Source organism: Rathayibacter sp. AC182, assembly GCF_979253875.1.
Genome location: NZ_CEEDEK010000005.1, coordinates 1,289,914 through 1,315,346 on the forward strand (window position 1 = coordinate 1,289,914; position 25,433 = coordinate 1,315,346).

The following is a 25,433-nucleotide window of genomic DNA, read 5'->3' on the forward strand; positions in this document are numbered from 1 at the left end:
AGTACGAGACGGCGCTCTGCTCCACGTCGTAGAAGTTCTCGAGCACCAGTGCGTAGGTGAAGAAGATGGCGTTGTACAGGAAGGACTGCGTGACCATCATGGTCGCGCCCACCAGCGTCCGCTTCGGATACTGCCGGATGAGGACCCGCGCGATCGTGCGGAACGGGATGCTCTCGGTGGCCTTCACCGTGATGGCCTTCGCGTCATCGACCGGCTCGAGCACGCCCCTCCTTCTCCACGCGCCGCTCGATCTCGTCGACGGTGCGCTCCGCCTCCTCCTCGCGGCCGTGCGTCATCAGCCAGCGGGGGCTCTCGGGGATGTGCCGGCGGAGGTAGATGATCGCGAGGCCCAGGATCGGGCCGAGGAAGAAGCCGAGCCGCCAGCCGATGTTCTCGGCGAAGATCTCGTCGTTGAGGAAGAAGAGGTTGGCGGCGGAGCCCAGCGCGGCGCCGCCCCAGTAGGTGCCGTTGATCGCGATGTCGACGCGTCCGCGGTACTTGGAGGGGATCAGCTCGTCGATCGCGGAGTTGATCGCCGCGTACTCGCCGCCGATGCCCATGCCCGCGAAGAAGCGGAACACGGCCAGGAACGCGTAGTTCGGCGAGAATCCCGCGATGCCGCTGGCGAGGAGGTAGATCACCAGGGTCAGGATGAAGAGCTTGCGGCGGCCCAGCTTGTCGCTCAGTCGGCCGAAGATCAGGGCGCCCGCGATCTGGCCGACGAGGTAGACCGTGCCGAGCACGCCGACCTGGGCGGCCGAGAGGTCGAACTCTCTCGCGAAGCCGGCGCTCGCGACGATCTGGATCTCGAGTCCGTCGAGGACCCAGGAGAATCCGAGTCCGACGACGATCGACCAGTGGAACCGGGTCCACGGGAGCCGGTCGATCCGGGCGGGGACGAGGCTCCGGACGGGGCCCCGAGGGTGTCGGTGGTCGACATGGCGAACGCCTTCCTGTCGCCCCGGTTCGCTCGGTGCAGCCCTCATCCGGTCGCGGCGAGATCAGACGATAGCCCTGCGGCGGATTCGTATCGCCGGGCTATCGGAGTGGTGCCGCGCGGGTGTAGAACAGTGCGTTTCGGGAGGCGGCGCTCCTCCCCACTCGTGGGTCGGCACGCTTCTCCACCGGCTCGTCCACCCCGGAGCCCGTGCCGGGGCGGCAGCTGACTGGGTTGAGTCCATGATCGTCGCGACGCCCGCGAGGCACCCCCTCCTACGTCCTCAGCGAAGGCCCCGTCTGGGACGCCTCCACCGGCCGCCTCACCTGGGTCGACATCGAGTCCGGAGCGGTGCTGTCGGCGCCGCTCGGGGCCGAGGGGCTGGGCGCCGTCTCGCGCTCGGACGTCGGCGAGCAGGTGGGCTGCGCGCTGCCGCTGGGCGACGGGCGCGTGCTCGTCGCGCTGACCCGCCGCCTCGCGATCCTCGAGGTCGACGGGTCGCTCACGCGCGGCTCCGAGCTGCTGCCCGAGGGGCACCGCTTCAACGACGGCTCGATCGACCCGCAGGGCCGGCTCGTCGTCGGCTCCCTGACCCTCGGCGAGTCCGTCGGCGACGACGTGCTGCTGCGCCTCGAGCACGACGGATCCGTCACCGTCCTCGACCACGACCTGCGGCTCTCGAACGGGCTCGGCTGGTCGCCGGACGGCGCGGTGATGTACTCGATCGACACCGAGTCCGGCGTGATCTTCCGCCGCCCCTACTCCGACGGGTCGCACGGCGCGCGCGAGACGTTCGTCGAGCTCGAGGAGGGCGTCTTCGCCGACGGGATGACCGTCGACGCCGACGGGCGCCTCTGGGTCGCGATCTGGGGCGGCTCCGGGGTGCGGGTCTACGACTCCGAGGGGCGCCTCGTCGAGGGTGAGGGCATCGAGGTCGACGCGCCGCACTCCTCGAGCATCGCCTTCGCGGGCGAGGGGCTCGACGTGGCGGTCGTGAGCTCGGCGTCGCGCGACCTGTCGGCCGACGAGCGGGCGGCGCACGCCGTTCGCGGGCGGGCTCTGGCTCCGCGCGTCCGGGGATGCGCGGGCTCCCGGCGACGCGGTGGGTCGAGACGCGGCTGCCGTGAGGGGTCGGGACGCGGCTGCCGGAGAAGGGCGCGGGGGCGCGCGGCTCGGCCGCTGCGACTCGGTCGCCGCGGGACGCGGGGGCTACGCGCTCGGCTCGGCCGGGTCCGCGGAGGTCGACGAGGCCGGCTGCGGGGTGAGCGTCACGCGCGAGATGCGGTAGCGATCCGTCTCGGCGACGCGGAGGAGGTGCTCGCCGATGACGATCGAGTCGCCCACCACGGCCACTCGGCCGATGCGGTCGAGGATGTAGCCGCCGACCGTCTCGTAGGGGCCGTCGGGCAGCTCGACGCCGAGCATCTCCTCGAGGTCCTCGAGGATCATGCCTCCGTCGAGGTCGTGCAGCTGCTCGGCCGCCTTCGCGTCGACCTCCTGCCGGGCGCCGTCGTACTCGTCGTAGATCTCGCCGACCAGCTCCTCGAGCAGGTCCTCGAGCGTGATGATGCCGTCGGTCCCGCCGTACTCGTCGACGACGACGGCGATCTGATGGCCGTCCTGCCGCATCGTGCGCAGCGCTGCGAGCACCTTCGTCGATCCCGGGACCGCGAGGATCGGCCGGGTGATGTCGGCGACGCTGCTCGCGGTGCCCTCCTGGGCGGCGTCCGGGAACGCGGCCATCAGGTCGCGGACGTGCACGAAGCCCAGCACGTCGTCGCGGTTCTCGCCCACCACGGGGTAGCGGGAGTGCGGCTGGTCGAGGACGGCGCGGTAGCCCTCCTCGAGGGGCTCGCCGCGGAGGAAGTCCACGTCCGGTCGCGGGCGCATGACCTCGGCGACGCGGCGGTCGTCGGCGCGGAAGATGTCGGTCAGCAGGCGGCGGCTGTCCTCGTGGATCTCGGTGTTGCTCGAGATCATGTCGCGCACCTCGTCGGCCGAGACGCTCTCGCCCTTCTCGCGCGGGTCGGCGCCGAGCAGGCGCACGACGCCGTCGGTCGAGACCGAGAGCAGCCAGATGACGGGGCGCATCAGGCGCGCGAAACCGTTGAGCGGCGGGGCCAGGACCTTGGTGAACGCGACCGACTTCTGCATCGCGAGGCGCTTGGGCACCAGCTCGCCGAGCACGAGCGAGAGGTAGGCGATGACCAGCGTGAGGCCGATGAAGGCGACGGTGGAGGCGACTCCGGCCGACAGGCCCAGAGCCTCGAGCGGCGGGGCGAGGTCGGGCGCGATGGTCGACGCTCCGTAGGCGGACGAGAAGAAGCCGGCCAGCGTGACGCCGATCTGCACGGCCGAGAGGAACGTGTTGGGGTTCCGCACGAGGGTCGCGATGCGGGCCCCGCGCTCGCCCTGCGCCTCGATCGCGCGGACCTGGCTCTCGCGGAGGCTGACGATCGCCATCTCGGTGCCGGCGAACACTCCTCCGATCAGCACGAAGAGGACGACGAGGCCGATGTTGAGAAGGGTGTCGAGATCCACGGAGCAACAGTAGGGATGCTCGCCGTGAGAACGCCTCGCGAATTCTCAGGGGTGCGCTGAGCGGCCCGACCCCCGCGGCTGCCGGACTCCCTTCGAGTCCGCAGGAGTTGTCGTACTGGGTGGTCGAGTACGACGACTTCTGCGGAGTCGCCGGCCGGGTGGTTCGGGCGCGGTGAGCATCGCCCCGAGTACGCGGAAGTTGTCGTATTGGGCGTCGAGTACGACAACTTCTGCGGGGTCGCGGCCGCAGTCGGAGTCGGGCGACCGGGCGCCCGCGTCAGACCAGGCGGCGGGAGCCGTCCGACAGCAGGCGGAACCAGCGGCCGCCGTAGCCGTCGATCGGGATCGACACCGCGCCGTCGTCCCCGACGGGGTACTCCTCCGAGCTCAGCGAGTCGACCAGGCGCGCGCCGGGCTGCACGTCGGGCAGGGTCAGCGCCGCCGTCCGCGGGCTCGAGGCGAAGTTGTGCACCGCGACGGTCGAACCGGTCGAGGCCGACATCCGGTGCGCGAAGACGCACGACTCGTCGGCGAGGAGGTGCGTGTACTCGCCCCAGCCGATCTCGGGGGAGCGGCGGTAGAGCCACGCGAGGCCCTTCAGATGCGCGAGCAGCGACTCCGGGGCCTTGAGCTGATCGGCGGCGTTCACGTGCTCGGGGCCGAAGCCGTCCCCGGTGACGGGCGCGATCAGATCCGACGCGTCGGCCCGCGAGAAGCCGCCGTTCGCGGCCGAGCTCCACTGCATCGGGGTCCGCACGGCGCTGCGGCCCGGGACCGACGTTCTCGCCCATGCCGATCTCCTCGCCGTAGTAGAGCACCGGGGCGCCGGGCAGCGAGAACAGCAGGCTGTAGACCATGCGGAGGCGTCGGGGATCGCCGCCCAGCATCGGTGGGGAGGCGGCGGACGATGCCGCGTCCGTGGATCCGCTGCGACTCGTCCGGGGCGAACGCTGCGAAGACCTCGTCGCGCTCCGAGTCCTCGAGCTGGTCGAGGGTCAGCTCGTCGTGGTTGCGCGCGAAGTTCGCCCACTGGCTGCCGACCGAGATCTCGGGACGGCTCGCGAGCGCCTCGACCAGCGGCGCGGAGTCGCCGCGGGCGAGCGCCAGGTAGAGGCGCTGGTTCGCGATGAAGTCGAACTGCATCGAGAGCTCGTCGGCGTCGGATCCGCCGAAGAAGGCGAGCTGCTGGTCGCGGCTCACGTTGACCTCGCCGAGCATCATCGCCTCGCCCGAGCGGCGCGAGACGAAGCGGCGCAGCAGGCGGAGCCACTCGTGCTCGTCGTGCGCGCCGGGCTCGATCAGGAACGGGACCGCGTCGACGCGGAAGCCGTCGACTCGAGCTGCAGCCAGAATCCGACCAGCTTCGCGATCTCGTCCCGCACCGCCGGGTTGTCCGTCTTGAGGTCGGGCTGGTGCCGGTAGAAGTTGTGCAGGTAGTACTGGCCGGCCTCCTCGTCGAATGACCAGACGCCGTCCTCCGCATCGGGGAAGACGTTCGCGGGCTGGTCGGCCGGCGGCTCGTCGCGCCAGACGTAGTAGTCGCGGTACGGGCTGTCGGGGGAGGAGCGCGCGGCCTGGAACCAGGGGTGCTGGTCGGACGTGTGGTTCACGACCAGGTCGATGATCACGCGCATGCCGCGGTCGTGCGCCGTGCGGATCACCTCGACGACGTCGCCGTGGTGGCCGTAGCGCTCGTCGACCCCGAAGAAGTCGCTGATGTCGTAGCCGTTGTCCTTGCCGGGCGAACGGTAGAACGGCGCCAGCCAGAGGCAGCTCACGCCGAGCTCGGCGAGGTAGTCGATGCGGTGCGCGAGGCCCTCGAGGTCGCCGACCCCGTCGTCGTTCCAGTCCATGAAGGTCTTCACGTCGAGGTTGTAGTAGACGGCGGAGCGCCACCACAGGTCGCTGGTGTCGGTCAGTCTCATGCGGAGCGCTCCTGGAAGTCGGGGAGGACGGTGGTGCCCATCGCGTCGAGGAACTCGTCCTGCTCCTTGCCGACGTGGTGGAGGTAGACGCGGTCGGCGCCGCAGTCGGCGTAGAGCGCGATCGCGTCCGAGAGCTCCTGGGCCGAGTCGGTGCAGAGCACGGACTCGGCGACCTGGTCCTCGGTGGTGCGCTCGGCGGCGAGATCGAAGTGCTCGGTCGTGTCGAGGTCCCAGCAGAGCGGCGGCTCGAAGATGTTGGTGCGCCACTGGTCGTGGGCGAGTCTGCGGGCGGCGCGCCGCCTCCGCTCTGCGAGGGCACGTACGCGACCTGGGCCTGCACGATGACCTCGCCGCGACCGCCCGCGTCGCGGTAGGCGGCGATGGTGCGGCGCAGCTTGTCCTCGGGCTGGGAGATGGTCGCGAAGCCGTCGGCCCACTCGGCGAGCCAGCCCGCGGTGGCGGCCGTCACTCCGGCTCCGACGAACGGCGGAGGGATCGCGGGCAGCGACCAGACGCGGGCCCGATCGACCGTGACGAGACCGCGGTGGCTGACCTCCTCGCCGGCGAGCAGGGCGCGCATGATGTCGACGCACTCGCGGAGGCGGGCGTTGCGCTCGGGCTTGGCGGGCCAGCGCTCGCCGGTGACGTGCTCGTTCATCGCCTCACCGCTGCCGAAGTGCGACCCAGAAGCGGCCCGGATTCATGAGCTCGAGGGTCGCGGCGGCCTGCGCGATGATCACCGGGTGGTAGCGCTGGCCGGGTGCGTTGACGACTCCGAAGCCCAGCGGAGTCGACGCGAGCGCGGCGCCGAGCCACGACCAGGCGAAGCCGGACTCGCCCTGCCGCTCGCTCCACGGCGTGAGGTGGTCGGAGCACATGCCCTCGGTGAAGCCGACTTCGCCGGCGCGGCGGGCGACGTCGAGGGCGGTGCGGGGGTCGAGCTGCTCGTGCGAGACGTGCAGGCCGATGGTGGGTGCGGGCATGGGGCGGCTCGGAGGGTCGAGGGTGGGGGTCGTCCTGCATCGACGGTAGGTGCAGGGCGGATCCGCGTCTGCTCGTTGATTTCTCAGGGTCGTGGGGGTGCTGGGAAAGCGGGCTGGTGCTCGAGTCCGCAGGAGTTGTCGTACTGGGGCTCGAGTACGACGATTCTCGAGGAGTCGGCGGCGGCGGCAGCGGGGGCGAGAGAGTGAAGGTGCTCGAGTCCGCAGGAGTTGTCGTACTGGGGCTCGAGTACGACGACTTTCGAGGAGTGGGTCGCGAGAAGCGGGCGCCGTCCACCCCCGGAGCCGCACGCGCCGCGACCGTAGGGTGAGGGCATGCATCCCCTCGACGCCCGGGACCCGCTCGCGCAGTACCCCGAGCTCTTCGTCCGCACCCCCGAGGTGCGCTCCTACCTCGACGGCAACTCGCTCGGGCGGCCGTTGCGCGCCAGTATCGAGCGGCTCCAGCGCTTCGCCGAGGAGGAGTGGGGCGGCCGCCTCATCCGCGGCTGGTCCGAGAGCTGGCTCGGGATGCCGCTCACCGTCGGCGACGCGCTCGGTGCCGCGGCGCTGGGAGCGGCGGCCGGGCAGACCGTCGTCGCCGACTCCACCACCGTGCTGCTCTACAAGCTCGCCCGCGCGGCCCTCGCGCACCAGCTGCCCCTCGGCCGCGACGAGATCGTGGTCGACAGCGACAACTTCCCGACCGACCGCTACGTGCTCGAGGGCATCGCGGCCGAGACCGGAGCAACGCTGCTCTGGGTCGCGTCCGATCCGAACGCGGGAGTGCGGCCCGAGGAGCTCGCGCCCGTCCTCGGCGACCGCACCGCTCTCGTGCTCCTCAGTCACGTGGCCTACCGCTCGGGCTTCCTCGCCGACGCCGCGGCGATCACCGCGCAGGCGCACGACGCGGGCGCGCTCGTGCTGTGGGACGCCTCCCACTCTGTCGGGTCCGTGCCGATGCGGCTCGACGCGTGGGGCGCCGACCTCGCCGTGGGCTGCTCCTACAAGTACCTGAACGGGGGTCCCGGAGCGCCGGCCTGGGCGTACGTCGCCGTGCGGCACCAGGAGTCGCTGGCGCAGCCGATCCAGGGCTGGATGGGCGTCGCGGACATGTTCGAGATGGGTCCCGGCTACCGTCCCGCCGAGGGGATGCGGCGCTTCCTCAGCGGCACGCCGCCGATCACCGGGATGCTCGCGATGCAGGACATGATCGCGCTGATCGCCGAGGTGGGGATGCCCGCGATCCGCGCCAAGTCCGAGGCGATGACGGCGTACGCGCTCGAGCTGATCGACGAGTGGCTGGTGCCGCTCGGCGCCCGCGTGGCGACTCCGCGCGATCCCGCCGCCCGCGGATCGCACGTCACCGTCGACCACGAGAAGTCGGCCGCGCTGGTGCCGGAGCTGCAGGCGAGGGCGTGATCCCCGACTTCCGGAACCCGGACGGCATCCGGATCGGACTGTCGCCGCTGTCGACGACGTTCGCCGAGCTCGAGCTCGGGCTCGCGGAGGTGCGCGACTCGCTGCGCTGAGCGCGCCCGTCCCGCTCTGCCCCGCCCCTCCGCGACCTGTCAAGCGGCCCCCGCTCCGCGCCCCGCATGCCTAGCGTCGAACAGAGGTCGCGAGCCGCGCGGCCGACGCGAGGAGGGCATCCGATGGGTTTCTGGGGACAGCACGACGCCGGACGCGAGACCAGGCCGGTCGACGAGCCGGTCGGCGAGCTCGAGCTGGTGCACGCGTTCGAGAGCGGGCCGATGCCCACCGGGGTGAGCGTGTCGCACACCGGGCGGATCTTCGTGAACTTCCCGAAGTGGGGCGACGAGGTGCCGGCGACGGTCGTCGAGCTGCGCGACGGAGTGGCGGTGCCGTTCCCGAGCGAGGAGTGGAACAGCCCCGCGAGCGACCACGACGAGACCGCGCTCGTCTCGGTGCAGAGCATCGTCGTCGATCCGGCCGACCGGCTGTGGATCCTCGACACCGGCAGTCCGCTGTTCCAGCCGACGGAGCGGGGCGGACCGAAGCTCGTCTGCGTCGACCTCGCCACCGACACGGTCGAGAAGGTCATCGTCTTCGAGCCCGACGTCGCCCTGCCGACGACCTACCTCAACGACGTGCGCTTCGATCTGCGCCGCGGGGTCGCGTACATCACCGACTCCGCCGACTCCGGCCCCAACGGGCTGATCGTGGTCGACCTCGAATCGGGCACGGCCTGGCGCCGCTTGCACGAGCACCCCTCGACCAAGGCGCTCACGCCGCCCGAGATGGTGGCTGTGGCGGAGGGACGCGTCCTGATGAAGCGGCCCGAGGACGGCGATCCGCAGCCCGTCACCATGGGTGCCGACGGCATCGCGATCTCGGCCGACGGCGAGCGGCTCTGGTACTGCCCGCTCGTCTCGCGGCGCTGGTGGAGCGTCTCGACGGCGGCGCTCGCCGACCGGGCGGTGTCCGACGACGAGGTCTCGGCGACGGTCGTCGACGAGGGCGACAAGGGCGGCGGATCGGACGGACTCGAGACCGACGCGCTCGGCCGCTTCTACGCCACCGACTACGAGCACAACGCGATCCTGCGCCGGCGCACCGACGGCGTGCTCGAGACGCTGGTCCACGACGAGCGGATGCTGTGGCCCGACACGATGTCGGTCGCGACGGACGAGCACCTCTACTTCACGGCGAACCAGCTGCACCGCCAGGCCGACTACCAGGGCGGAGTGGACCTGCGCGCGTATCCGTACTCGCTGTTCCGCGTCGCGATCGGAGCGGGGCCGGTACTGCTGCGGTGACGGGGCGGGGAGGGTCTCTATACGCCGCCGGCGGCGCTACTCGACCAGCAGGGTCTGCCGATCGAGTAGCCCGAGGAGCGGGCGTATCGAGATCCCCGTCTCCGGGCGGTGGCGGGTCTCGATGCGCCGCTGCGCGGCCACTCGACCAGCAGGGGAGTCAGCGGGCCTTGCGGGTCTGCCGGGCGTTCTCCTTCTGCAGTGCCTCGACGAGCTCGTCCTTCGTCATGCGGGAGCGGCCGGAGATCTTGAGGCGCTTGGCGAGGTCCATCAGGTGCGCCTTCGAGGCGTTCGCGTCGACTCCGCCCGCCGTCTCTCCGCCGCCGTCGGTGCCGCGCTCGGCGGCCTCGCGAGTCGGACGGACCCTTCTCGTCCTTGCGCTCCCAGTGGTCGCCGACCTTCTCGTACTCGTGCTTCAGCGCGGCGAAGGCGGTGCGGTGGGCGCGCTCGCCCTCTCCGTAGCTCTCGACGGCGGAGTCGTGCGCGGCCGACCAGAGGTCCTGCGCGTGCTTGTCGGAGCGCTCGATGGTCGACGGGATCTCGTCGCGTGCGGGCATGGTGCCTCCCTCTCGTCCCCTCCGACGCTACGACCCGACTCCCGCCGCCATCACCCCGTTGACGAGCCCGCGAGATGCCACTCCGGTACGCCGGCATCGGCGTGTCGTGTACCGGAGTGGCATCTCGTGGAAGGGCGTCGGCCAGCAGGCGCTCGCGCACGAAGTCGCTCGCGAAGCGTCCGGAGGGATCCCATTCGCCCACCAGCGCGCGCCACTCGGGCAGGTGCGGGTAGAGCAGGGCGATCTCGTCCGCTCCGACCAGGAAGTGCTTGCCCCAGTGCGGGCGCGCGCCCAGCGGCAGCAGCGCGCCCTCGACGGCGGGCAGCACGGCGTCGACTCCGGCGCGGTCCTTCGCGAACGTGAAGTGGATGCCGACGCTGTCGCGACCGGACGCCGGGGACAGCCACTGGTCGTCGCCCGCCATGGTGCGCAGCTCCGTGATCAGCAGCACCTCGTCGATCCGGTCGCCGATGGCGCGCAGTGCGACGATCGCCTCGCGGATGCGGTCGCGCGGCACCATGTACTCGCTCTGGATCTCGTCGCCCGCGCTCGGCTCGCGGTCCAGGCGGAAGTGCGGCAGCCGCTCGGACCACGGCCCGACCGACCCGCCGAACGGGTTCAGGTTCGAGTCCACTCCCTCCGACACGGCGAAGAGGCTCGCGGAGGCGGCGACCGCGCCCAGGTGCGTCGCGTCGACGTCGGCGACGCTCCCCTTCTCGACCTTCGTCTTCAGCCACAGCTGCTCGACGGTCGGGCTCGACCAGTGCGTCATGAGGCTGACGCTGTAGGCGGAGGAGGTGATCGCGTCGAAGTCGTCGAGCACGCGGTCCCAGGGCAGGTCGACGAACGCGTCCTGCCGCACGTCGAAGGTGGGCTGGATGTCGAGGGTGACGCGGGTCACGATGCCGAAGGCGCCGAGTCCGACGACCACGCCCTCGAAGCCGGGCTCGCCGCGGCGGATCGTGCGGAGCGAGCCGTCGGCGGTGACGATCTCGAGCGCCGAGACGGCGGAGGAGGTTGGCGTTGCGGTCGCCGGACCCGTGGGTGCCGGTCGAGATCGCACCGGCGACCGAGATGTGCGGGAGCGAGCCCATGTTGTGCAGGGCGTAGCCGGCCGCGTGCAGGTGCGAGGCGACGATGCCGTAGCGCGTCGATCCGCCGACCGTGATCGTGCTCGCCTCGGCGTCGATGACCGGTTCGGGCGCGATCCGGCCCAGGTGCACCAGGGTGCCGGGGGTGTCGGGCAGGGCGTTGAAGGAGTGGCGGGTCCCGAGGGCGCGGATCCGGTCGCTCGAGCGGACCAGGGACTGCACCTCCTCGATCGACTCGGGCTCGGGGATGTCGGCGGCGTGGTACTCGTACGTGCCCGCCCAGTTGCTCCGTTGCGTCATGCGCTCATTCTGCCCGGTGCTCGCAGGATTTGTTGCCATGGCCAACGAAATTCGGGCGCGGTGGCGGCGCTTCCTCAGGAGTTGCGGGAAGCGCGAGCGTTCACCGCAACTTCTGGCGAGTGGCGGGCCGGTTGGTCGGCTCTGCTCGGGTCGAGTCCTCGGAAGTCGTCGTACTCGGGCTCGAGTGCGACGACCTCCGCGGAGTGGGGCGAGCGACCCGTCGTCGAGTCCTCAGAAGTCGTCGTGCTCGGAGTCGAGTACGACGATTTTCGCAGAGTGGGCGGACGGAGCGGCGGAGCGGGCGGCAGAGCGCGACGACGGAGCGGCAGAGTGGGCGGACGGAGCGGCAGAGCGGGCGGACGGAGCGGCGGAGCGAGCGGCGGCCGGAGTCGACGCCGGCAGTGTCACGCGGAAGCACGCACTGCCGGATCGCGGCTCGCAGACGAGGTCGCCGCCCTGCGCTCGCGCGAGTCCGCGGGCGATCGGCAGTCCCAGTCCGGCGCCGCCGTCGGCGCGGTTGCGGGCATCGTCCAGGCGCACCAGCCGATCGAAGACCCGCTCGCGATCGGCCTCGGCGACGCCCGGCCCGTCGTCGGCGACGCTCAGCGCGACTCCGCCCGATGTCGCGGCGATCGACACCTCGATGCGCGAGCGGGCGAAGCGCCCCGCGTTCTCGACCAGGTTGCCCACGATCTGCTCGAGCCGGTCGGGATCCGCCAGAACGAGCGGCGCCGCGTCCGCGCTCCGCAGCTCGAGCGCGATCCGGGTCGGCGCAGGCGCTGCCGCTCGAGCACCGCGGCGCAGACCGCCGACGCGTCGACCGGCTCGCAGCGCACGGCCAGCCCCTCGTCCAGCCGCGCCATCAGCAGCATGTCCTGGATCAGCCGCCCTGCACGCAGCGATTCCTGCACGACGAGCACGGCCAGCCGCTCGCGCTCCTCGCTCGAGGCCGTCGGCGCGCACGAGGGCATCGGCGGCGGCTCGGATGCCGGCCACCGGGGTGCGGAGCTCGTGCGCCGCGTCGGACACGAAGGCGCGCATCCGCTGCTCGGCCGCCAGAGCGCTGCTCTCCGCGGCCTCGAGGTCGTCGAGCATCTCGTCGAACGCGGACGCCGTGCGGCCCAGCTCGGTCGAGGGGCGCGAGGGGCGGAGCCTGCGGCCGCGGTCGCCGCGGGCGATCGAGCGGGCGACGGTGGTCATCCGCTCGAGGGGCCGGAGGGTCGCCCGGACGACCACGATCAGCGCCGCCGCCGCGAGCAGGAGGACTGCGGCCGAGGCCCCGAGCAGGATCCCGTTCAGCGAGGCGAGCGTCGCTCCGACCGAGCTCCCGTCGGCCGTCAGGACCAGCTCGGTGCCGTCGCTGAGGGTCGAGGCGAGGGTGACGAGATCGTCGTCGGCGGTGACGGCGGAGGAGACGACGGTGACGGTGTCCGCCGGATCAGCCGGAGCGCTCGCCGCCGCCGGAGTCTCGGGCGCGGGACCGGGGCCGGAGGGCAGACCGCTGCCGGGTCCGCGGCGCAGCTCTTCCGGGCTCGGCCCCGCGACGACCGCCTCGCCGTCGGGGCTCGTGATGCGCACCGAGACGCCCTGCGCCGACAGGCGGGCGGCCAGGTCGTCGTCGCCGAGGGTGCCCACGAGTGCGGCCGCGGCGGCGGCGCGATCGGCCAGCCGCCCCTCGATCTGCGAGCGGAGGCGCTCGCCGAGGACGGCCTGCACCGTCACCGACAGGGCCGCCAGCAGCACGGTGAGCAGCACCAGCACCGCGACGACGGTGCGGGCGGAGCGATCCGGTGCGCAGCGGCACGGTGCTCACGCGTCCACCCGGTAGCCGAGTCCGCGGACGGTGTGGACGAGGCGATCGCCGTGTACTTCCATCTTCTTGCGCAGCGAGCTGAGGTGGACTTCGACGAGGTTGGGGTCGACATGGTCGTAGCCCCAGACCTGGGTGAGGATCTGCGTCTTCGTCAGCGTGCGTCCACGACTGCCCGCGAGGAACGCGAGCAGTCGGAACTCGGTCGCGGTGAGGTCGAGCAGTGCACCGGCGCGGCGCGCGCGACCGGCCTCGGGATCCGCGACCAGGTCGCCGATCTCGATGATCGACGGGACGCGCCCGCGTCGCCGCAGCACCGCGGTCACCCGGGCGACGAGCTCCGCGAGGGAGAACGGCTTGACCACGTAGTCGTCCACTCCCTCGCCGAACGCGCGGAGCCGAGTCGTCGACCGCGTCGCGGGCGGTGAGCATGATCACGGCGGCGTCGCTGGAGCGGCGGATCCGCTCGGCCAGCACGATGCCGCTCGGGCCCGGCAGCATCCAGTCGAGGACGACGAGGTCGGGTGCGAACGCGGTGACCTCCCGCGCGAGGTCCTCGCCGCTCGCGAGGGCGCGGACCGTGAAGCGCTCGCTGCGCAGAGCGGTGTCGACGGAGGAGCGGAGGACGTCGTCGTCCTCGACGAGGAGGACGCGGGCGGCGGAGGGCATCCGCTGAGCGTAGGAGCGGCCGTTATCGGCCGGCACAGCGCCACCTGTGCGGACGCTGTTCTTAAGCGGGGCTTCAGAACCGCTTCGGAGTCTGATGAGGAACCGGCGGCGAGCCGGGCCCGACCAGGTCCGCCGCAACGCCGGACGGAGGAGAGAAGCACCATGGACGAGACCACCACCGACACGCCCCGCGGCCCCGCCGCCCCCGCACCCGGCTCGTGGTCGGCATCGCGGCGGGAGCTCTCGGGCTCGCGGCCCTCGGCTCGACGGCCGCCTTCGCAGCGGCACCCGGGCCCTCGTCGACTCCGGGATCGAGTGCGATGGCGACGCCGAGCGCCGCCCCGTGCCCGGGTCGAGCACGGCGCCGACGCCCGGAGCGACGGATGCGGCCGGTGAGGGCACGGCTCCGGCGCTCCCCGCGCCGGGCGAGTGCGGACCCGCCGGACCGGGCGCCGCCGGGCTCCCGACTCCGCCGGCCGACGGGGAGCGCCCGACGCCCCCGCGCCCGGGGCCGACGGCGAGCTGCCCACACCTCCCGAGGGCGCCCCGACTCCGCCCGCCGACGGCGAGCGCCCGACCCCGCCCGCGGAGGGCGAGCGCCCGACCGCGCCCGCGGAGGGCGAGCACCCGACCCCGCCCGCGGAGCGCGGGGACGAGGCGCCGCGCCCGACTCCGCCCGCCGAGGACGACTCCGAGGCTCCGACGGATCTCGACACTCCGTCCCTCGGCAGCTGACCGCCACCCGGTCCGGCGCGGCGCGCGAGCTCAGTACTCGATGCGCCCGCGCCGGTCGTGGAACTCGCCGGTCGGGCCGTCGGCGCCGAGCAGGGCGAGCGCGACGGTCGCGTCGGTCCCCTCCGTCACCGTCTGGTGCCCGCTGTTGCCGTTGAAGTCGGTCGCCGTGTAGCCGGGGTCGCTCGCGTTGATCCGCATCGCGGGCAGGTTCTTCGCGTACTGCACGGTCAGCGCGATCACGGCCGCCTTCGACGCCGCGTAGGGCACCGCGAGCACGGGGAACTCGTCGTGCCCCTCCGTCGACAGGGAGCGCGGCCAGCCGACGCCCGACGCCACGTTGACGATCACGGGGGCGGAGGAGCGGCGCAGCAGCGGCAGCGCGGCCTGCGTCACCCGCACGAGGCCGACCACGTTGGTCTCGAGCACGCTCGCCATCGCCTCCGCCGAGAGGTCGTCGACGCCGAACGAGGTGCCGAGCACGCCGGCGTTGTTCACGAGGACGTCGAGGGAGGGGAGCGAGGCGAGGGCGGAGTCGACGCTCGCCTGGTCGGCGACGTCGAGTTGCACGGGATGGGCGCCGAGCGCGCGGACGTCGTCGCCCGTGGCGGGGTCGCGCAGGCCGGCATAGACGGTGTGGCCGGCCTCGACGAGGCGGCGGGCGGTCTCGAGTCCGAGGCCGCGGTTGGCCCCGGTGATCAGTGTCGTTGTCATGTCCCCAGCGTGCGGCAGGTCGACGACGGCGCCCAGGTACCGCTCGACAGGGGGACCACCGGTACCAGGACCGGCGCCCGAGAACGGAGGACGATGGGGGCATGAGCGAGTTCGCGAGTGTCCTGCGGTCCTGGCGCGAGCGCGTCCGCCCGGCCGAGGTCGGCCTGCCCGCCGGGTCCGGCCGTCGCACCGCCGGGCTGCGGCGCGAGGAGCTCGCCGCCCTCGCCGGCGTCAGCGTCGACTACGTCGTCCGCCTGGAGCAGGGGAGGGCCGTGAACCCGTCGGCCCAGCTGCTCGGCGCGCTCGCCGTCGCCCTGCGGCTGACGGAGGAGGAGCGCGACCACCTCTTCCGGGTCGCCGGAGTCGCGCCGCCGACCCGCGCGCAGGTCCCGCGCCACATCACGCCGGGCGTGCAGCGGATCGTCGACCGGCTCGGCGACGTGCCGCTCGCCGTGTTCAGCGCGGCCCACGACATTCTGCTGTGGAACCCGCTCTGGGCCGCGGTGAACGGCGATCCCTCGGCGCTCACGGGGCTCGACCGCAACCTGGTGTGGCGGCACTTCACGCAGGGGCACGCGGGCACCGACTTCGACGAGTGGCACGAGGAGGAGTTCGCGGCCGACCTCACGGCGGATCTGCGCACCGCGGTGGGCCGCTACCCCGACGATCGCGCGCTCGCGCAGCTCGTGACGCGGCTGCTGGCGGAGTCCCCGACTTCGCCCGCCGCTGGTCGAGGCGCGCGTCGCCGAGCACCGGTCGAGCCGCAAGACGCTCACCTCGACTCCGGTCGGACCCCTGACGATCGACTGCGACGTGCTGAGCGTGCCGGGCAGCGACCTGCGGATCGTCGTCTACACGGCCGCCCCCGGATCGGGCGACGAGGCGCGCCTCGACCTGCTGCGGGTGACGGGCCTGCAGGAGCTGGCGCCGGCCTGAGGCGGCGCTCCGCTCAGAAGCCCACCGACGTCACCGTCGCGGCCATCACGGCGAACGCACCGACGGGGACGGCGAGAGAGCCGACGAGCGCCGTGAGCACCCAGGCGTTCCTGCGTCGAGCGGCGGCGCGGACGCGGTCGCGGAGGTCGAGGAACCACACGAGGTGATCGGTCGAGAGCTCCGGTGCCGTGCTGCCGCGCGTCCAGGTCCGCGGCTGGACGACCGCGTGGCGCACGAGCTCCGTCGAGACCGCGCTCTGCGTCGGAGACGCGTTCCGGGCGAGGAACGCCGACAGCTCGCGGATCGTGATCACCGCGACGCCCTCGGGCGTGCCCTTCCGGGTGAGCTTCGCGCCCACCACCACGATGACGGCGAGCACGTCGACGCTCCCGCCGGTCTCCGTGCTCAGGAGCCGCGCGGCGCGAGCGGCCTCGTGGCCCGAGTTGCGGAGGTACGGCCGCCGCTGCCCGTTCACGAGGAAGGCCCTCGGGGAGACCCATACCCGTCCGCCCGGGCTGTGCTTGGTGTTCACCGTGAGCACCCGGCCGGCGGGGCTGACGAGGACGTGGTCGATGTCGCTCCCGCGGTCGCCCACCGGCACGGAGTGCAGCACCAGCCACCCTTCGGGCAGGGAGCGGAGCTCGTCGGCGACCGCGAGCTCACCGAGGAGGCCGGTGTACCAGCTGCGCGCGGAGGTCGGGATCGGGCTCGCCCCGAAGAGCCGGGCGGCGGAGGCCTGCGGCTGCTCCGGTGACATGGCCTCCCGCAGCGCCTGCATCAGCGCTTCTCCGGGCACACGGGTGACGAGCGACGGATCGGACACGGGCGGCTCCTGGGGGCGATGCCCGCGGCGGCGGGTGTCCCTCAACCTAGAAGCGCACCCCCGAGGTCCGCTGGCACCCGTCAGGGGTTCGGGTGGGCGAGCGGGTGGGCCGAATGCGCTCGGGCGGCGTCGCGGGGCGTCCTTCGGAGTGACCGATCGCAGAACCTCAGCTGAAAAGGGGGTCTGTCCGTTGTCAGCCGTCGGACCCCCTTCTCAGCTGAGGTTGTGCGCGGCGTGGGCCTCCCGGGGGTGCCCGGAGCGGCTCGGCCCGATCGCATCGTGGCCGCCTCCCGCCAGGTTCCTCGAATCGTGCAGCACTCCAGGTGCGACTCTTTCCCACACTCCCGCAGAGCGGAGTCGAAACCCGCGATGGCAGGCTGGAAACCTGACCGCAACACGGTTTCCCCCTGCATCGAGGAGCGCGCGCGGACCGCGGACGGAAATCCTCCGTGCGACGAGGCGCTCGGCGTCCCGACTGCGGTCGACTGGAACCCGCCTCCCCCGGCCCGCCCCACCTCACCCGTCGCCTCATTGGAGCCCGCATGCCCCTCACCGTCCTCACCCGGTCGCGCCGCCGCGCCGCGCTCGGCGTCCTCGCCGTCGCCCTGGCCGCCACCACCGCCCTCACCGCCTGCTCGAGCGGCTCCGACGCGAGCGCCTCCGGGACCGGCGAGGAGGGCTCGTTCGGCGAGGCCGCGATGCAGCTCTCCTGGGTCCCCCACGTGGAGTTCGCCGGCGAGTACCTCGCCGACGCGAACGGCCACTTCACCGACGCCGGCTTCGACTCGGTCACCCTGACCCCCGGCGGCACCGGCGCGACCGGCGCCGAGACCGCCATCGCGAGCGGATCCGCGTTCGCGGGCGTCTCCTCCCCCTGATCACCGGCCCCGCGATCTCGGAGGGCGCCGAGATGAAGATCGTCGGAGCGACCTACCAGAAGAACCCGTTCGCGATCGTGTCGCTCACCGACGCCCCGATCGAGACCCCCGAGGACATGGTCGGCAAGACCATCGGCAGGTCAGCGACAGCAACGACCTCGTCTGGCGCGCGTTCCTCGCCGCCAACGACATCGACGAGTCCGACGTGAACCGCGTGCCCCTCACCGACTCCACGCTGCTCACCACCGGCCAGGTCGACGGCTACATCGGCTACGCGACCGCCGGGGCGAACACGCTCAACCAGCGCGGCTTCTCGGCGCAGCAGTTCCTGCTCGCCGACACCGGCCTGCCGATGGTGGGCGAGACGATCGTGGTCGCGCAGTCGAGCATCGACGACGAGCGCGAGAAGGTGAAGGCGCTGCTGCTGGCCCTCGTGCAGGGCTGGCAGGACGCCGTCGCCGACCCCGAGGCCACCGCCGAGACCGTCGTCACCGACTACGCGGCCGACCAGAACTACAAGGTCGAGGAGCAGGCGCAGGTCATGGTCACCCAGACCGAGCTGATCAGCACTCCCGAGACCGACGAGAACGGCCTGCTCACCATCAGCGACGAGCTGCAGGAGCAGTCGGTCGCCTCCCTCGCGCTGACCGGCATCGAGCTCGACGCCGACGAGCTGTTCGACACCACGCTGATCGACGAGGTCTACGAGGAGCACCCGGAGCTGCTCGAGGGCTAGGCCCCGAGCACCCGGAGCTGCTCGAGGGCCGAGCCCCGAGCACCCCTGACGACCCGCGCGAGAGGACGAGACGTTGACCACCACCGAGAACGGCACCGAGGGCATCCGCCTGTCGGGCCTGAGCAAGCGCTTCGACCTGGGCTCCCGGTCGGTGCAGGCGCTCGCCGAGGTCGACCTCGTCACGCCGCGCGGGTCGTTCCTGTCGCTGCTGGGGCCCTCCGGCTGCGGCAAGTCGACGATCCTGCGGATGCTGGCCGGGCTCGAGAAGCCGACGACCGGCTCGGTCTCGATCCACGGCACGCCCGTCGTCGGCACCAAGCGGAAGGCCGAGCTGGGCATCGCGTTCCAGGACTCGGCGCTGCTGCCCTGGCGCTCGGTGCGCTCCAACGTGCGCCTGCCGCTCGAGCTGACGCGGCAGGCGTCCAAGCGCGACAGCATCCCCGACCTGCTCGACCTGGTCGGGCTGACCGGCTTCGAGGACGCCTACCCGTCGCAGCTGTCGGGCGGCATGCGCCAGCGCGCCTCGATCGCCCGCGCGCTCGTGGTGCAGCCCGATCTGCTCCTGCTCGACGAGCCGTTCGGAGCGCTCGACGACATGACGCGCCAGCGGCTCAACCTCGAGCTGCAGCGCATCTGGACCGCGCGGCCGGCGACCACCCTGATGGTGACGCACGGCATCGCCGAGGCGATCCTCCTGTCGGACACGGTGGCCGTGATGTCGCCCCGGCCCGGCCGTATCGTCGAGGTCATCGACATCGACCTCCCGCGTCCGCGCACCGTCGAGATGCTGCGCAGCCCCGAGTTCCACGCGATCGAGGACCGCATCACCGACCTGCTGTTCTCTCAGCACGGCGTGGCGATGGAGGACGAGGGGTGACCCGGCTGCGCACGAACTGGCGCGTCCTCGCCGGCCTCGCGGTCTTCGTCGCGGTCTGGTGGATCCTCGCCGAGACCGTCTACCGCGAGAGCCGCGCCGTGCCGAGCCCCGGCGCGATCGTCGCCGCGTTCCTCCGCGACGGCCCGCTCTTCTACCTCCGCAATGTCGGCGACACCGTGCTCGCGGCCGGGTGGGGCTACCTCTGGGGCACCCTCGCGGCGCTGGCGCTCGCCGTCGTCGCGCTGCTGCTGCCGTGGACCCACCGCGTGATCGAGCAGATCGGCGTGATCAGCCACTGCCTCCCGTTGACGGCGGTCGGACCCGTGATCCTCGTGATCTTCGGCGGCCGGACCACCTCGATCTTCCTCGCCGCGCTGCTGGTCTTCTTCACCACCCTCATCGGCGCGCTGCTGGGCGTCCGCTCGGCGCCGCGCACCGCGCTCGACCTCGTCGCGGCCTACCGCGGCGGCCGCTGGGCGCAGATCGTGAAGGTGCAGGCCGTCGCGGCCGTGCCCGCGACGCTCACGGCGCTGCAGGTCGGCGTGCCCGCGGCGATCCTCGGCGCCGTGCTCGGCGAGTACCTCGGCGGAGTGACGACGGGCCTCGGAGTCGCGCTCGCGGTCGCGCAGCGCCAGATGGACGTCGAGCGCGCCTGGGCCTTCGCGGTGCTGAGCGGAGTGGTCACGATCCTCGGCTACGCCCTCATCGCGGCCGTCGGCCGCTGGGTCATGCCCCGCGTGACCGGCACTCCGCGCGCCACGCGCCGCTCGATCCTGCGCCGCACAGGAGGAGTCGTATGACCGCCACCGCCACCCGCACCCCCGCGCGCCGCGCCCGCGACCTCACGCCGCGCCTCGCGCTCCGCATCGTCCGCGCCGAGCTGGTCCCGCTCGCCCTCGCCGCGCTGCTCGCGATCGGCTTCTGGTACGCATTCCTCGCGATCGCCGACGTCTCGCCGCTGCTGGGCAAGACGCCGACCGACGTCGCGACTTACCTCTTCGTCGAGGAGGACGCCGCCGCGAACCGCGCCGTCGTCTTCGGCAATCTCGGCGTCACCGCGCTCGACGCTCTGATCGGCTACGCCGCGGGCATGCTCGTCGCCCTCGCGATCGCAGTGCTCTTCGTGCTCGTCCGGTCGCTCGAGGCCACGGTGATGCCGATCGCGATGCTGCTCAAGTCGATGCCGCTGATCGTGATCACCCCGCTGATCACGCTCGCGATCGGCAACGGGCTCGCGGCGGTCGCCGTGGTCGGAGCCGGTCGCGGTCTTCTTCCCGGGCGCTCGTGACCGTCGTCTTCGGGCTCCGCTCGCTGTCCCGCGAGTCGTTCGAGCTGGTGACGGTCTACGGAGGATCGCCGCTGGACGTGCTGCTCAAGGTCGCCCTGCCGACCGCGGTGCCGGCGATCTTCGCGGCGGCCAAGGTGGCGGTCCCCTCCGCTCTGAGCGGGGCGATGCTGGCCGAGTGGCTGGCGACGGGGAAGGGCCTGGGCGGAGCCGTGCAGCGCGCGTCGGCGGGCTTCCGCTACGACGAGCTGTGGGCGTCGCTCGCGGTGATCACGGCGCTGGGAGTCGTGGCCTACGCGGTCGTGGCGATCGGCGAGAGACTGGCGGCCGTCCGCTTCACGGCCGGACAGAACTGAGGAACGGCATGAGCAGCAACGGAACCATCACCGGCACGGTCTGGGACGGGCAGCGCGCCCTCGGCACCGCGACCCTCGCGTGGAGCGGCGACGAGATCGTCTCCGTCGACCCCGCCGTCGACCCCGCCCGCGGGCAGGCGCCCGGCGGCGAGGAGGCCCTTTCGATCATCCCGGGCCTCGTCGACACCCACGTGCACCTCGGCGCCTACTCCGGCGCGGGCACGGCCGACTTCGCCTCCTGGCCGCTGATCACCCCGCGCGAGGAGCGGGTGTTCCACATCGCCAACAACGCCCGCAAGGCGGCCCGCGCCGGAGTCACGACCCTGCGCGATCTCGGCGCCGACGAGCTGCAGATGACGGTCGCGCGGATGTTCGAGCAGGGCATCGCCGACGGGCCGCGGCTCGTCACGCACGGCGCGGTCGGCATGACGGCCGGTCACGGCGACCTCTTCGTGCCTCCGCACTACCCGCACCGCGACCGCGTCGCCGACAGCCCCGACGAGTGCCGAGCGGCTGGTCCCGCACCTGGGCGCGGGCGGGCGCCGACGGCATCAAGATCTACACGAGCGGCGGAGTGCTCTCGATGGGCGACCGGGTCGGCTGGCGCAACCAGACCGACGCCGAGATCGCCGCGACGATCGACGAGGCGCACGCGCTGGGCAATGCCCGTCGCCGCGCACACCCGCTCCGTCGAGGGCCTCGACCGTGCGCTCGCGTTGGGCATCGACTCGATCGAGCACGGCACCGCGATCGGGCCGCAGCACTGGGCGACGCTCGTCGAGCGGAACCTCCCGGTCGCCCCCACCCTCTTCATCAACGACGTGATCGCCGCCGGTCGTGCGCCGTCGTCTCCGGAGGCGTCGCTCAAGGCGCAGGACGTCGTCGCCACCGCGACGCCGGCTTCCTCGCGGCGGGCGAGGCCGGGGTGCGCTTCGTGCTCGGCACCGACGCCAACGGGGTCTACGTCGACTGGGGCGAGCAGCTCGACGAGGTGCGGCGGATGCGCACGGCGTTCGGCTGGAGCTCGAGCGCGCCTTGATCGCGGCGACCTCCGACGCGGCCGCCGTCGTCGGGCTCGGCTCCCGCGTAGGGCGGCTCGCCGCCGGTTTCGGCGCCGACTTCGTCGTGCTGCGCGGGCGCCCGTGGGAGAGCATCGACGACCTGCTGGCCGAGAGCATCGTGGCCGTCGTGTCCCGCGGCCGGGTCGTGTCGGGCGCGCTTCCACGGCGCTCCGATGACCGCCGCACCCCGCCGGTTCGTCTCGGCCGAAGCGCTCGGCGCGCCCCGCGGGGCCTACAGCCACGCGGTCGAGGCGCACGGAGTGGTCTACGGATCCGCCATCGGCCCTTTCGCGCCGGGCGACGGCTCGGTGCCCGAGGGCGTCGCGGCGCAGACCGCGGCCGCGCTCGACAACATCGAGCGGCTGCTCGGCACCGAGTTCGGCCTGGAGCTGCGCGACGTGGTGCGGATCACGATGATCCTCGCCGACTTCGAGCGCGACTTCGCCGCCTCCTCGGCCGTCTACGCCGAGCGCTTCCCCGTCGATCCGCCCGCCCGCACCGTGCTCGGCGCGGCACTGCCCGACCCCTCGTCGCGATGGACTTCATCGCGGCGGCCCGCTGAACCGGAAGGCCCCCGTGACCCTCGACTCCTTCGTCCGCGGCCTCCCCAAGGCCGAGCTCCACGTGCACCTCGAGGGGACGCTCGAGCCGGAGCTGCGCGCCCGCCTCGCCGAGCGGAACGGGCTGCCGGTACCCGCGGCGCTCTCGTACGACTTCGACTCGCTCGCCTCGTTCCTCGCCGTCTACTACCCGGCGATGGACGTGCTGCGCGAGGAGCAGGACTTCTACGACCTGGCGACGGAGTACTTCCGCCGCGCCGCCGCCGACGGGTGGTGCGCGCCGAGGTCTTCTTCGACCCCCAGGCGCACACCTCGCGCGGCGTGCCGTTCGAGTCGGTGATCGGCGGCTACCACCGCGCCGCCGTCGACGCGGCCGAGCTCGGGATCGACGCCGCGCTCATCCTCTGCTTCCTCCGCGACCTGTCGGCCGAGAGCGCGCGCGAGACGCTCGAGCGCGCCCTGCCGTTCGCCGACCGGCTGATCGGCGTGGGGCTCGACTCCGACGAGCGCGGCAACCCGCCGGCCAAGTTCCGCGAGGTGTTCGCGGCTCGCCCGCGAGGCGGGGCTGCGCCTGACCATGCACCGCGACGTGGACCAGCCCAACAGCATCGAGCACCTGCGCCAGGTGCTTGAAGAGATCGGCGTCGACCGGATCGACCACGGCACGAACATCGTCGAGGCGCCCGAGCTCGTCGAGCGCGTGCTCGAGCGCGGGCTCGCGCTGACCTGCTGCCCCCTGTCGAACTCGTTCGTCTCGGAGCGACATGAAGGCGGTCGAGCTGCGCGCGCTGCTCGAGCGCGGCGTGCGGGTGACGGTCAACTCCGACGACCCGGCCTACTTCGGCGGGTACATCGCCGACAACTACCTCGCACTGGCCTCCCGCGCCGGGTTCACGCGCGACGAGCTGGTGCAGCTGGCACGCAACTCGGTGCTCGGCTCGTGGGCGTCCCCCGAGGTCCAGGAGGAGCTGCTCGCGCGGATCGACGCGCCACGCGGTGACGGCGTAGGGCTTTGCAGCGGAGTTTCAGCGAGGCGATCAAGGTCGGGAGAAGCCGGAGCCCTCATCGAGGGCACCAGCCGCGGCGACGGCACCGCCGAGATCCTGAAGGCGTTCGGCTGGCGCTGGGGCCGCTCCATCGGCGCCTGGTACGTCCCGCAGTCCAGGGACAGCCTGCCGAAGTGGTGGACCATCAACCGCGCCGCGACCGCCCTGCGCGACGCGGGACACGAGGTCACCATCGAGGCCGAAGAAGCCGATCCGCCCGACCATTGAGGCGGAGGCGGCGACCATCGAGCGCCAGGCCGCCAGACCGCCAGGGTCGACGCGCTCGACGCGAAGGCCGACCGCCGCCGCCGACGCCGACACCGCCGACGCGGCCGCGCGCCGCGCGTTCGACCGGCTCCCGGAGGGTAGCGAGCCGATCAAGATCGGCCACCACTCCGAGACCCGGCACCGCAACGCGATCGAGAAGGCCCACAACGCGATGGGCCGCAGCGTCGAAGGCCGACCTGCGGGCCACCCGCGCCCGCACCCGCGCCGACGTCGCCGCCCACACCACCGAATCCCGCTACGCGCCCGCGATGGTCGCCCGCCGGATCGACCGGCTCGACACCGATATTCGCGGCTGCACGCGGAAGATCGAGGGCAGCTCGCACAACTTCGGCGGCGGCTACATCGAGGACTGACCGCCCCCGCGACCGGCGCCTACCGGGAGCGCCTGCTCACCCAGCGCGCGCAGCTCGAAGACCAGCGCGACTACTGGGCCGCCGTCCGCGAGGCGCAGGCCGCAGCCGGACAGGTCACAATCCACAGCCGCGAGACGATCAACAAGGGGGACATGATCAATCACCGGTTCGGCTGGCACGTCGTGACCCGCGTGAATCCCAAGAGCGTGACCGTCGCCCTCGACTGGAACGACACCACCCGCCCCTACAAAGTCGCCTACGCCGACGTGCAGGGACACCACGCCGCTGCCGAGGTCGAGGCGGCCCGTACCACGGCCGCCACCGAGACGGCCGCCGCGAGCTGAACGAGCACGGGCTACCTACCTGTGCAGGTAGGTAGCCCACGACGAATCGCTCGGGGTTCTCCGCTGAGCGCGACGGTTCGAAGAGGCGGTTGCCCGGCTCTGCGCGGACGGTCATTGCGTAGTCGCTGAGCAGCTCCGCGATCAGGTCCCCTTTCCCACGTCGAGCGGTGAAGGTCGCGAGCAGAGCCACGGTTCCTCGATCGAGGAGGCGGGGTGACGGCTCGTGCTGTCACGGTCGGCCACCCTGGTGGAAGTGGGAATCCTCGGGGGTGTACCAGACGGTCGTGTCGGGTGGGACGCATCCGTCGTGGAGCGGCTGGCTGGCGAGAAGGACGGTCCCGCCGGGCAGCGGCCTGGCCGCGTCGGAAAAGTTGGTGAGCACACTCCACGTGGGGGTGCGGCTGAAGAGGAGACTGCCGCTCGGGGAAGGCTGCCACTGCATCGTCTCGCCGTGGAGGAGAGTTCGCCTGAGGGCGAGAGCGTCGCGGTAGAAGCGAGGAGGGTGGAGGAGGGGTCGTCCGCGAGGCGGTCTGCCGCGTGCTCCGCGAACCAGTTCACACCATGCCTCAGTAATGATCCTCACAAGAGGACGGGGTGGTCGTTGACTTCTGAAGAGCAGCTTGCAAATTGGACGGGACCGTCCAGTGCTACGGAGCAGGAAAAGCAAACACGAACTGAGACGATGATTAAGGATGCGATCGATTCGCATCCTGCGTTCAGTGATAGTCGTCGTATTCAGTGTATGCAAAAGGCTCGTACGCGAACAACACCAATGTGCGAAGTGATAGCGACGTTGATGTTGCGGTGGAGTGCCAAAGCGTTTATTACTATGATGACAGAGATCCGAACCGAGACCA

23 protein-coding genes and 14 pseudogenes are annotated in these 25,433 nt (G+C 72.2%); 20 read left to right on the top strand and 17 right to left on the bottom strand.

The annotated features are described in order from the left end of the window. Positions 1-203: 203 nt before the first annotated feature. Positions 204-986 carry an MFS transporter gene (locus AC0CII_RS17945; RefSeq protein WP_465230226.1) on the bottom strand — a complete coding sequence of 261 codons (783 nt, stop codon included), beginning with the start codon at positions 984-986 and terminating at the stop codon, positions 204-206. 287 nt (positions 987-1,273) lie between these two features. Between AC0CII_RS17945 and AC0CII_RS17950 the strand changes: the two are divergent. Then, positions 1,274-1,882: pseudogene (locus AC0CII_RS17950) on the top strand (SMP-30/gluconolactonase/LRE family protein); the annotation flags it as partial. A 264-nt stretch (positions 1,883-2,146) separates the two neighbouring features. Here AC0CII_RS17950 and AC0CII_RS17955 read toward each other — a convergent pair. The 7 genes and pseudogenes from AC0CII_RS17955 to AC0CII_RS17985 all read right to left on the bottom strand — a co-directional run bounded on the left by AC0CII_RS17955 (position 2,147) and on the right by AC0CII_RS17985 (position 6,386). Then, positions 2,147-3,478, bottom strand: a complete 1,332-nt coding sequence (locus tag AC0CII_RS17955; protein WP_465230227.1) for a hemolysin family protein — start codon at positions 3,476-3,478, stop codon at positions 2,147-2,149. 277 nt (positions 3,479-3,755) lie between these two features. Further along, the gene (locus AC0CII_RS17960; RefSeq protein WP_465230982.1) at positions 3,756-4,223 is read right to left on the bottom strand and encodes a hypothetical protein; all 468 of its coding nucleotides are present in this window, start codon (positions 4,221-4,223) and stop codon (positions 3,756-3,758) included. Then, positions 4,166-4,699, bottom strand: coding sequence for a hypothetical protein (locus AC0CII_RS17965; protein WP_465231129.1), 534 nt, complete (start codon positions 4,697-4,699; stop codon positions 4,166-4,168). The genes AC0CII_RS17960 and AC0CII_RS17965 overlap by 58 nt, the downstream gene beginning before the upstream one ends. A gap of 77 nt (positions 4,700-4,776) precedes the next feature. After that, the gene (locus AC0CII_RS17970; protein ID WP_465230228.1) at positions 4,777-5,403 is read right to left on the bottom strand and encodes an alpha-amylase family glycosyl hydrolase; all 627 of its coding nucleotides are present in this window, start codon (positions 5,401-5,403) and stop codon (positions 4,777-4,779) included. After that, the gene (locus AC0CII_RS17975) at positions 5,400-5,840 is read right to left on the bottom strand and encodes a hypothetical protein (RefSeq protein WP_465230229.1); all 441 of its coding nucleotides are present in this window, start codon (positions 5,838-5,840) and stop codon (positions 5,400-5,402) included. The genes AC0CII_RS17970 and AC0CII_RS17975 overlap by 4 nt, the downstream gene beginning before the upstream one ends. Continuing rightward, positions 5,819-6,061, bottom strand: a pseudogene (locus tag AC0CII_RS17980) (LLM class flavin-dependent oxidoreductase); the annotation flags it as partial. The gene AC0CII_RS17975 and the pseudogene AC0CII_RS17980, both read right to left, overlap by 22 nt. A 4-nt stretch (positions 6,062-6,065) precedes the next feature. Further along, positions 6,066-6,386: an LLM class flavin-dependent oxidoreductase gene (locus tag AC0CII_RS17985; protein WP_465230230.1), complete on the bottom strand. Its 321-nt coding sequence runs from the start codon at positions 6,384-6,386 to the stop codon at positions 6,066-6,068. Between the two features lie 333 nt (positions 6,387-6,719). On the opposite strand from AC0CII_RS17985, the pseudogene AC0CII_RS17990 reads away from it, so the two are divergent. Both AC0CII_RS17990 and AC0CII_RS17995 read left to right on the top strand, forming a co-directional pair. Then, a pseudogene (locus tag AC0CII_RS17990) lies at positions 6,720-7,915 on the top strand (kynureninase). 123 nt (positions 7,916-8,038) lie between these two features. Further along, positions 8,039-9,163: an L-dopachrome tautomerase-related protein gene (locus tag AC0CII_RS17995; RefSeq protein WP_465226905.1), complete on the top strand. Its 1,125-nt coding sequence runs from the start codon at positions 8,039-8,041 to the stop codon at positions 9,161-9,163. 157 nt (positions 9,164-9,320) lie between these two features. Here the strand turns inward: AC0CII_RS17995 and AC0CII_RS18000 are convergent. The 6 genes and pseudogenes from AC0CII_RS18000 to AC0CII_RS18025 form a co-directional block, all read right to left on the bottom strand. Then, a pseudogene (locus AC0CII_RS18000) lies at positions 9,321-9,717 on the bottom strand (ChaB family protein). 214 nt (positions 9,718-9,931) lie between these two features. Beyond that, positions 9,932-10,489, bottom strand: a pseudogene (locus AC0CII_RS18005) (D-arabinono-1,4-lactone oxidase); the annotation flags it as partial. 307 nt (positions 10,490-10,796) lie between these two features. After that, positions 10,797-11,147: pseudogene (locus AC0CII_RS18010) on the bottom strand (FAD-binding protein); the annotation flags it as partial. 192 nt (positions 11,148-11,339) lie between these two features. Next, a complete protein-coding gene (locus tag AC0CII_RS18015; RefSeq protein ID WP_465230231.1) occupies positions 11,340-12,869 on the bottom strand; it encodes a HAMP domain-containing sensor histidine kinase in 1,530 nt (509 codons plus the stop codon). A 48-nt stretch (positions 12,870-12,917) separates the two neighbouring features. Then, complete coding sequence (locus tag AC0CII_RS18020) at positions 12,918-13,283, bottom strand: response regulator transcription factor (protein ID WP_465230232.1); 366 nt, start codon at positions 13,281-13,283, stop codon at positions 12,918-12,920. A 97-nt stretch (positions 13,284-13,380) separates the two neighbouring features. Next, positions 13,381-13,587, bottom strand: a pseudogene (locus AC0CII_RS18025) (response regulator); the annotation flags it as partial. A gap of 162 nt (positions 13,588-13,749) precedes the next feature. Here AC0CII_RS18025 and AC0CII_RS18030 point away from each other — a divergent pair. Both AC0CII_RS18030 and AC0CII_RS18035 read left to right on the top strand, forming a co-directional pair. Then, positions 13,750-13,983 carry a hypothetical protein gene (locus tag AC0CII_RS18030; RefSeq protein ID WP_465230233.1) on the top strand — a complete coding sequence of 78 codons (234 nt, stop codon included), beginning with the start codon at positions 13,750-13,752 and terminating at the stop codon, positions 13,981-13,983. A 33-nt stretch (positions 13,984-14,016) separates the two neighbouring features. Beyond that, entirely contained in the window at positions 14,017-14,322 is a 306-nt protein-coding gene (locus AC0CII_RS18035; protein ID WP_465230234.1) for a hypothetical protein, read from the top strand. Positions 14,323-14,352: 30 nt separating this feature from the next. Here the strand turns inward: AC0CII_RS18035 and AC0CII_RS18040 are convergent, their stop codons facing one another. Next, complete coding sequence (locus AC0CII_RS18040; protein WP_465226900.1) at positions 14,353-15,033, bottom strand: SDR family NAD(P)-dependent oxidoreductase; 681 nt, start codon at positions 15,031-15,033, stop codon at positions 14,353-14,355. Between the two features lie 101 nt (positions 15,034-15,134). Here AC0CII_RS18040 and AC0CII_RS18045 point away from each other — a divergent pair, with 101 nt between their 5' ends. Further along, positions 15,135-16,136 carry a helix-turn-helix transcriptional regulator gene (locus AC0CII_RS18045; RefSeq protein ID WP_465230235.1) on the top strand — a complete coding sequence of 334 codons (1,002 nt, stop codon included), beginning with the start codon at positions 15,135-15,137 and terminating at the stop codon, positions 16,134-16,136. 206 nt (positions 16,137-16,342) lie between these two features. Here AC0CII_RS18045 and AC0CII_RS18050 read toward each other — a convergent pair. After that, positions 16,343-16,747, bottom strand: a pseudogene (locus AC0CII_RS18050) (nuclease-related domain-containing protein); the annotation flags it as partial. Positions 16,748-17,334: 587 nt separating this feature from the next. On the opposite strand from AC0CII_RS18050, the gene AC0CII_RS18055 reads away from it, so the two are divergent. The 14 genes and pseudogenes from AC0CII_RS18055 (at position 17,335) to AC0CII_RS18120 (ending at position 24,576) form a co-directional block, all read left to right on the top strand. Next, a complete protein-coding gene (locus AC0CII_RS18055) occupies positions 17,335-17,670 on the top strand; it encodes a hypothetical protein (RefSeq protein ID WP_465228148.1) in 336 nt (111 codons plus the stop codon). Between the two features lie 32 nt (positions 17,671-17,702). After that, the gene (locus AC0CII_RS18060; RefSeq protein ID WP_465230236.1) at positions 17,703-17,879 is read left to right on the top strand and encodes an ABC transporter substrate-binding protein; all 177 of its coding nucleotides are present in this window, start codon (positions 17,703-17,705) and stop codon (positions 17,877-17,879) included. After that, positions 17,861-18,406 (top strand): ABC transporter substrate-binding protein, encoded by a 546-nt coding sequence (locus AC0CII_RS18065; RefSeq protein ID WP_465230983.1) that lies wholly within the window; start codon positions 17,861-17,863, stop codon positions 18,404-18,406. Before AC0CII_RS18060 ends, AC0CII_RS18065 begins: the two co-directional genes overlap by 19 nt. A 73-nt stretch (positions 18,407-18,479) precedes the next feature. Further along, positions 18,480-19,283 (top strand): ABC transporter ATP-binding protein, encoded by an 804-nt coding sequence (locus AC0CII_RS18070; protein ID WP_251947046.1) that lies wholly within the window; start codon positions 18,480-18,482, stop codon positions 19,281-19,283. Continuing rightward, positions 19,280-20,083: an ABC transporter permease gene (locus tag AC0CII_RS18075; RefSeq protein WP_207407936.1), complete on the top strand. Its 804-nt coding sequence runs from the start codon at positions 19,280-19,282 to the stop codon at positions 20,081-20,083. The genes AC0CII_RS18070 and AC0CII_RS18075 overlap by 4 nt, the downstream gene beginning before the upstream one ends. Beyond that, complete coding sequence (locus AC0CII_RS18080) at positions 20,080-20,571, top strand: hypothetical protein (protein ID WP_465230237.1); 492 nt, start codon at positions 20,080-20,082, stop codon at positions 20,569-20,571. Before AC0CII_RS18075 ends, AC0CII_RS18080 begins: the two co-directional genes overlap by 4 nt. Continuing rightward, positions 20,568-20,924, top strand: a complete 357-nt coding sequence (locus AC0CII_RS18085; RefSeq protein WP_465230238.1) for an ABC transporter permease — start codon at positions 20,568-20,570, stop codon at positions 20,922-20,924. Before AC0CII_RS18080 ends, AC0CII_RS18085 begins: the two co-directional genes overlap by 4 nt. 8 nt (positions 20,925-20,932) lie before the next feature. Continuing rightward, positions 20,933-21,334, top strand: a pseudogene (locus AC0CII_RS18090) (amidohydrolase family protein); the annotation flags it as partial. 427 nt (positions 21,335-21,761) lie between these two features. Continuing rightward, positions 21,762-22,073: pseudogene (locus AC0CII_RS18095) on the top strand (amidohydrolase family protein); the annotation flags it as partial. A gap of 85 nt (positions 22,074-22,158) precedes the next feature. Continuing rightward, positions 22,159-22,491 (top strand): annotated as a pseudogene (locus AC0CII_RS18100) (RidA family protein); the annotation flags it as partial. Between the two features lie 118 nt (positions 22,492-22,609). After that, a pseudogene (locus tag AC0CII_RS18105) lies at positions 22,610-23,010 on the top strand (adenosine deaminase); the annotation flags it as partial. Between the two features lie 112 nt (positions 23,011-23,122). Then, positions 23,123-23,233, top strand: a pseudogene (locus AC0CII_RS18110) (adenosine deaminase); the annotation flags it as partial. Between the two features lie 76 nt (positions 23,234-23,309). After that, positions 23,310-23,819: a hypothetical protein gene (locus AC0CII_RS18115; RefSeq protein WP_465230239.1), complete on the top strand. Its 510-nt coding sequence runs from the start codon at positions 23,310-23,312 to the stop codon at positions 23,817-23,819. A gap of 16 nt (positions 23,820-23,835) precedes the next feature. Further along, positions 23,836-24,576 carry a DUF3560 domain-containing protein gene (locus AC0CII_RS18120; RefSeq protein WP_465230984.1) on the top strand — a complete coding sequence of 247 codons (741 nt, stop codon included), beginning with the start codon at positions 23,836-23,838 and terminating at the stop codon, positions 24,574-24,576. A gap of 49 nt (positions 24,577-24,625) precedes the next feature. Here AC0CII_RS18120 and AC0CII_RS18125 read toward each other — a convergent pair. Continuing rightward, a pseudogene (locus AC0CII_RS18125) lies at positions 24,626-24,766 on the bottom strand (putative quinol monooxygenase); the annotation flags it as partial. Positions 24,767-25,433 lie beyond the last annotated feature (667 nt).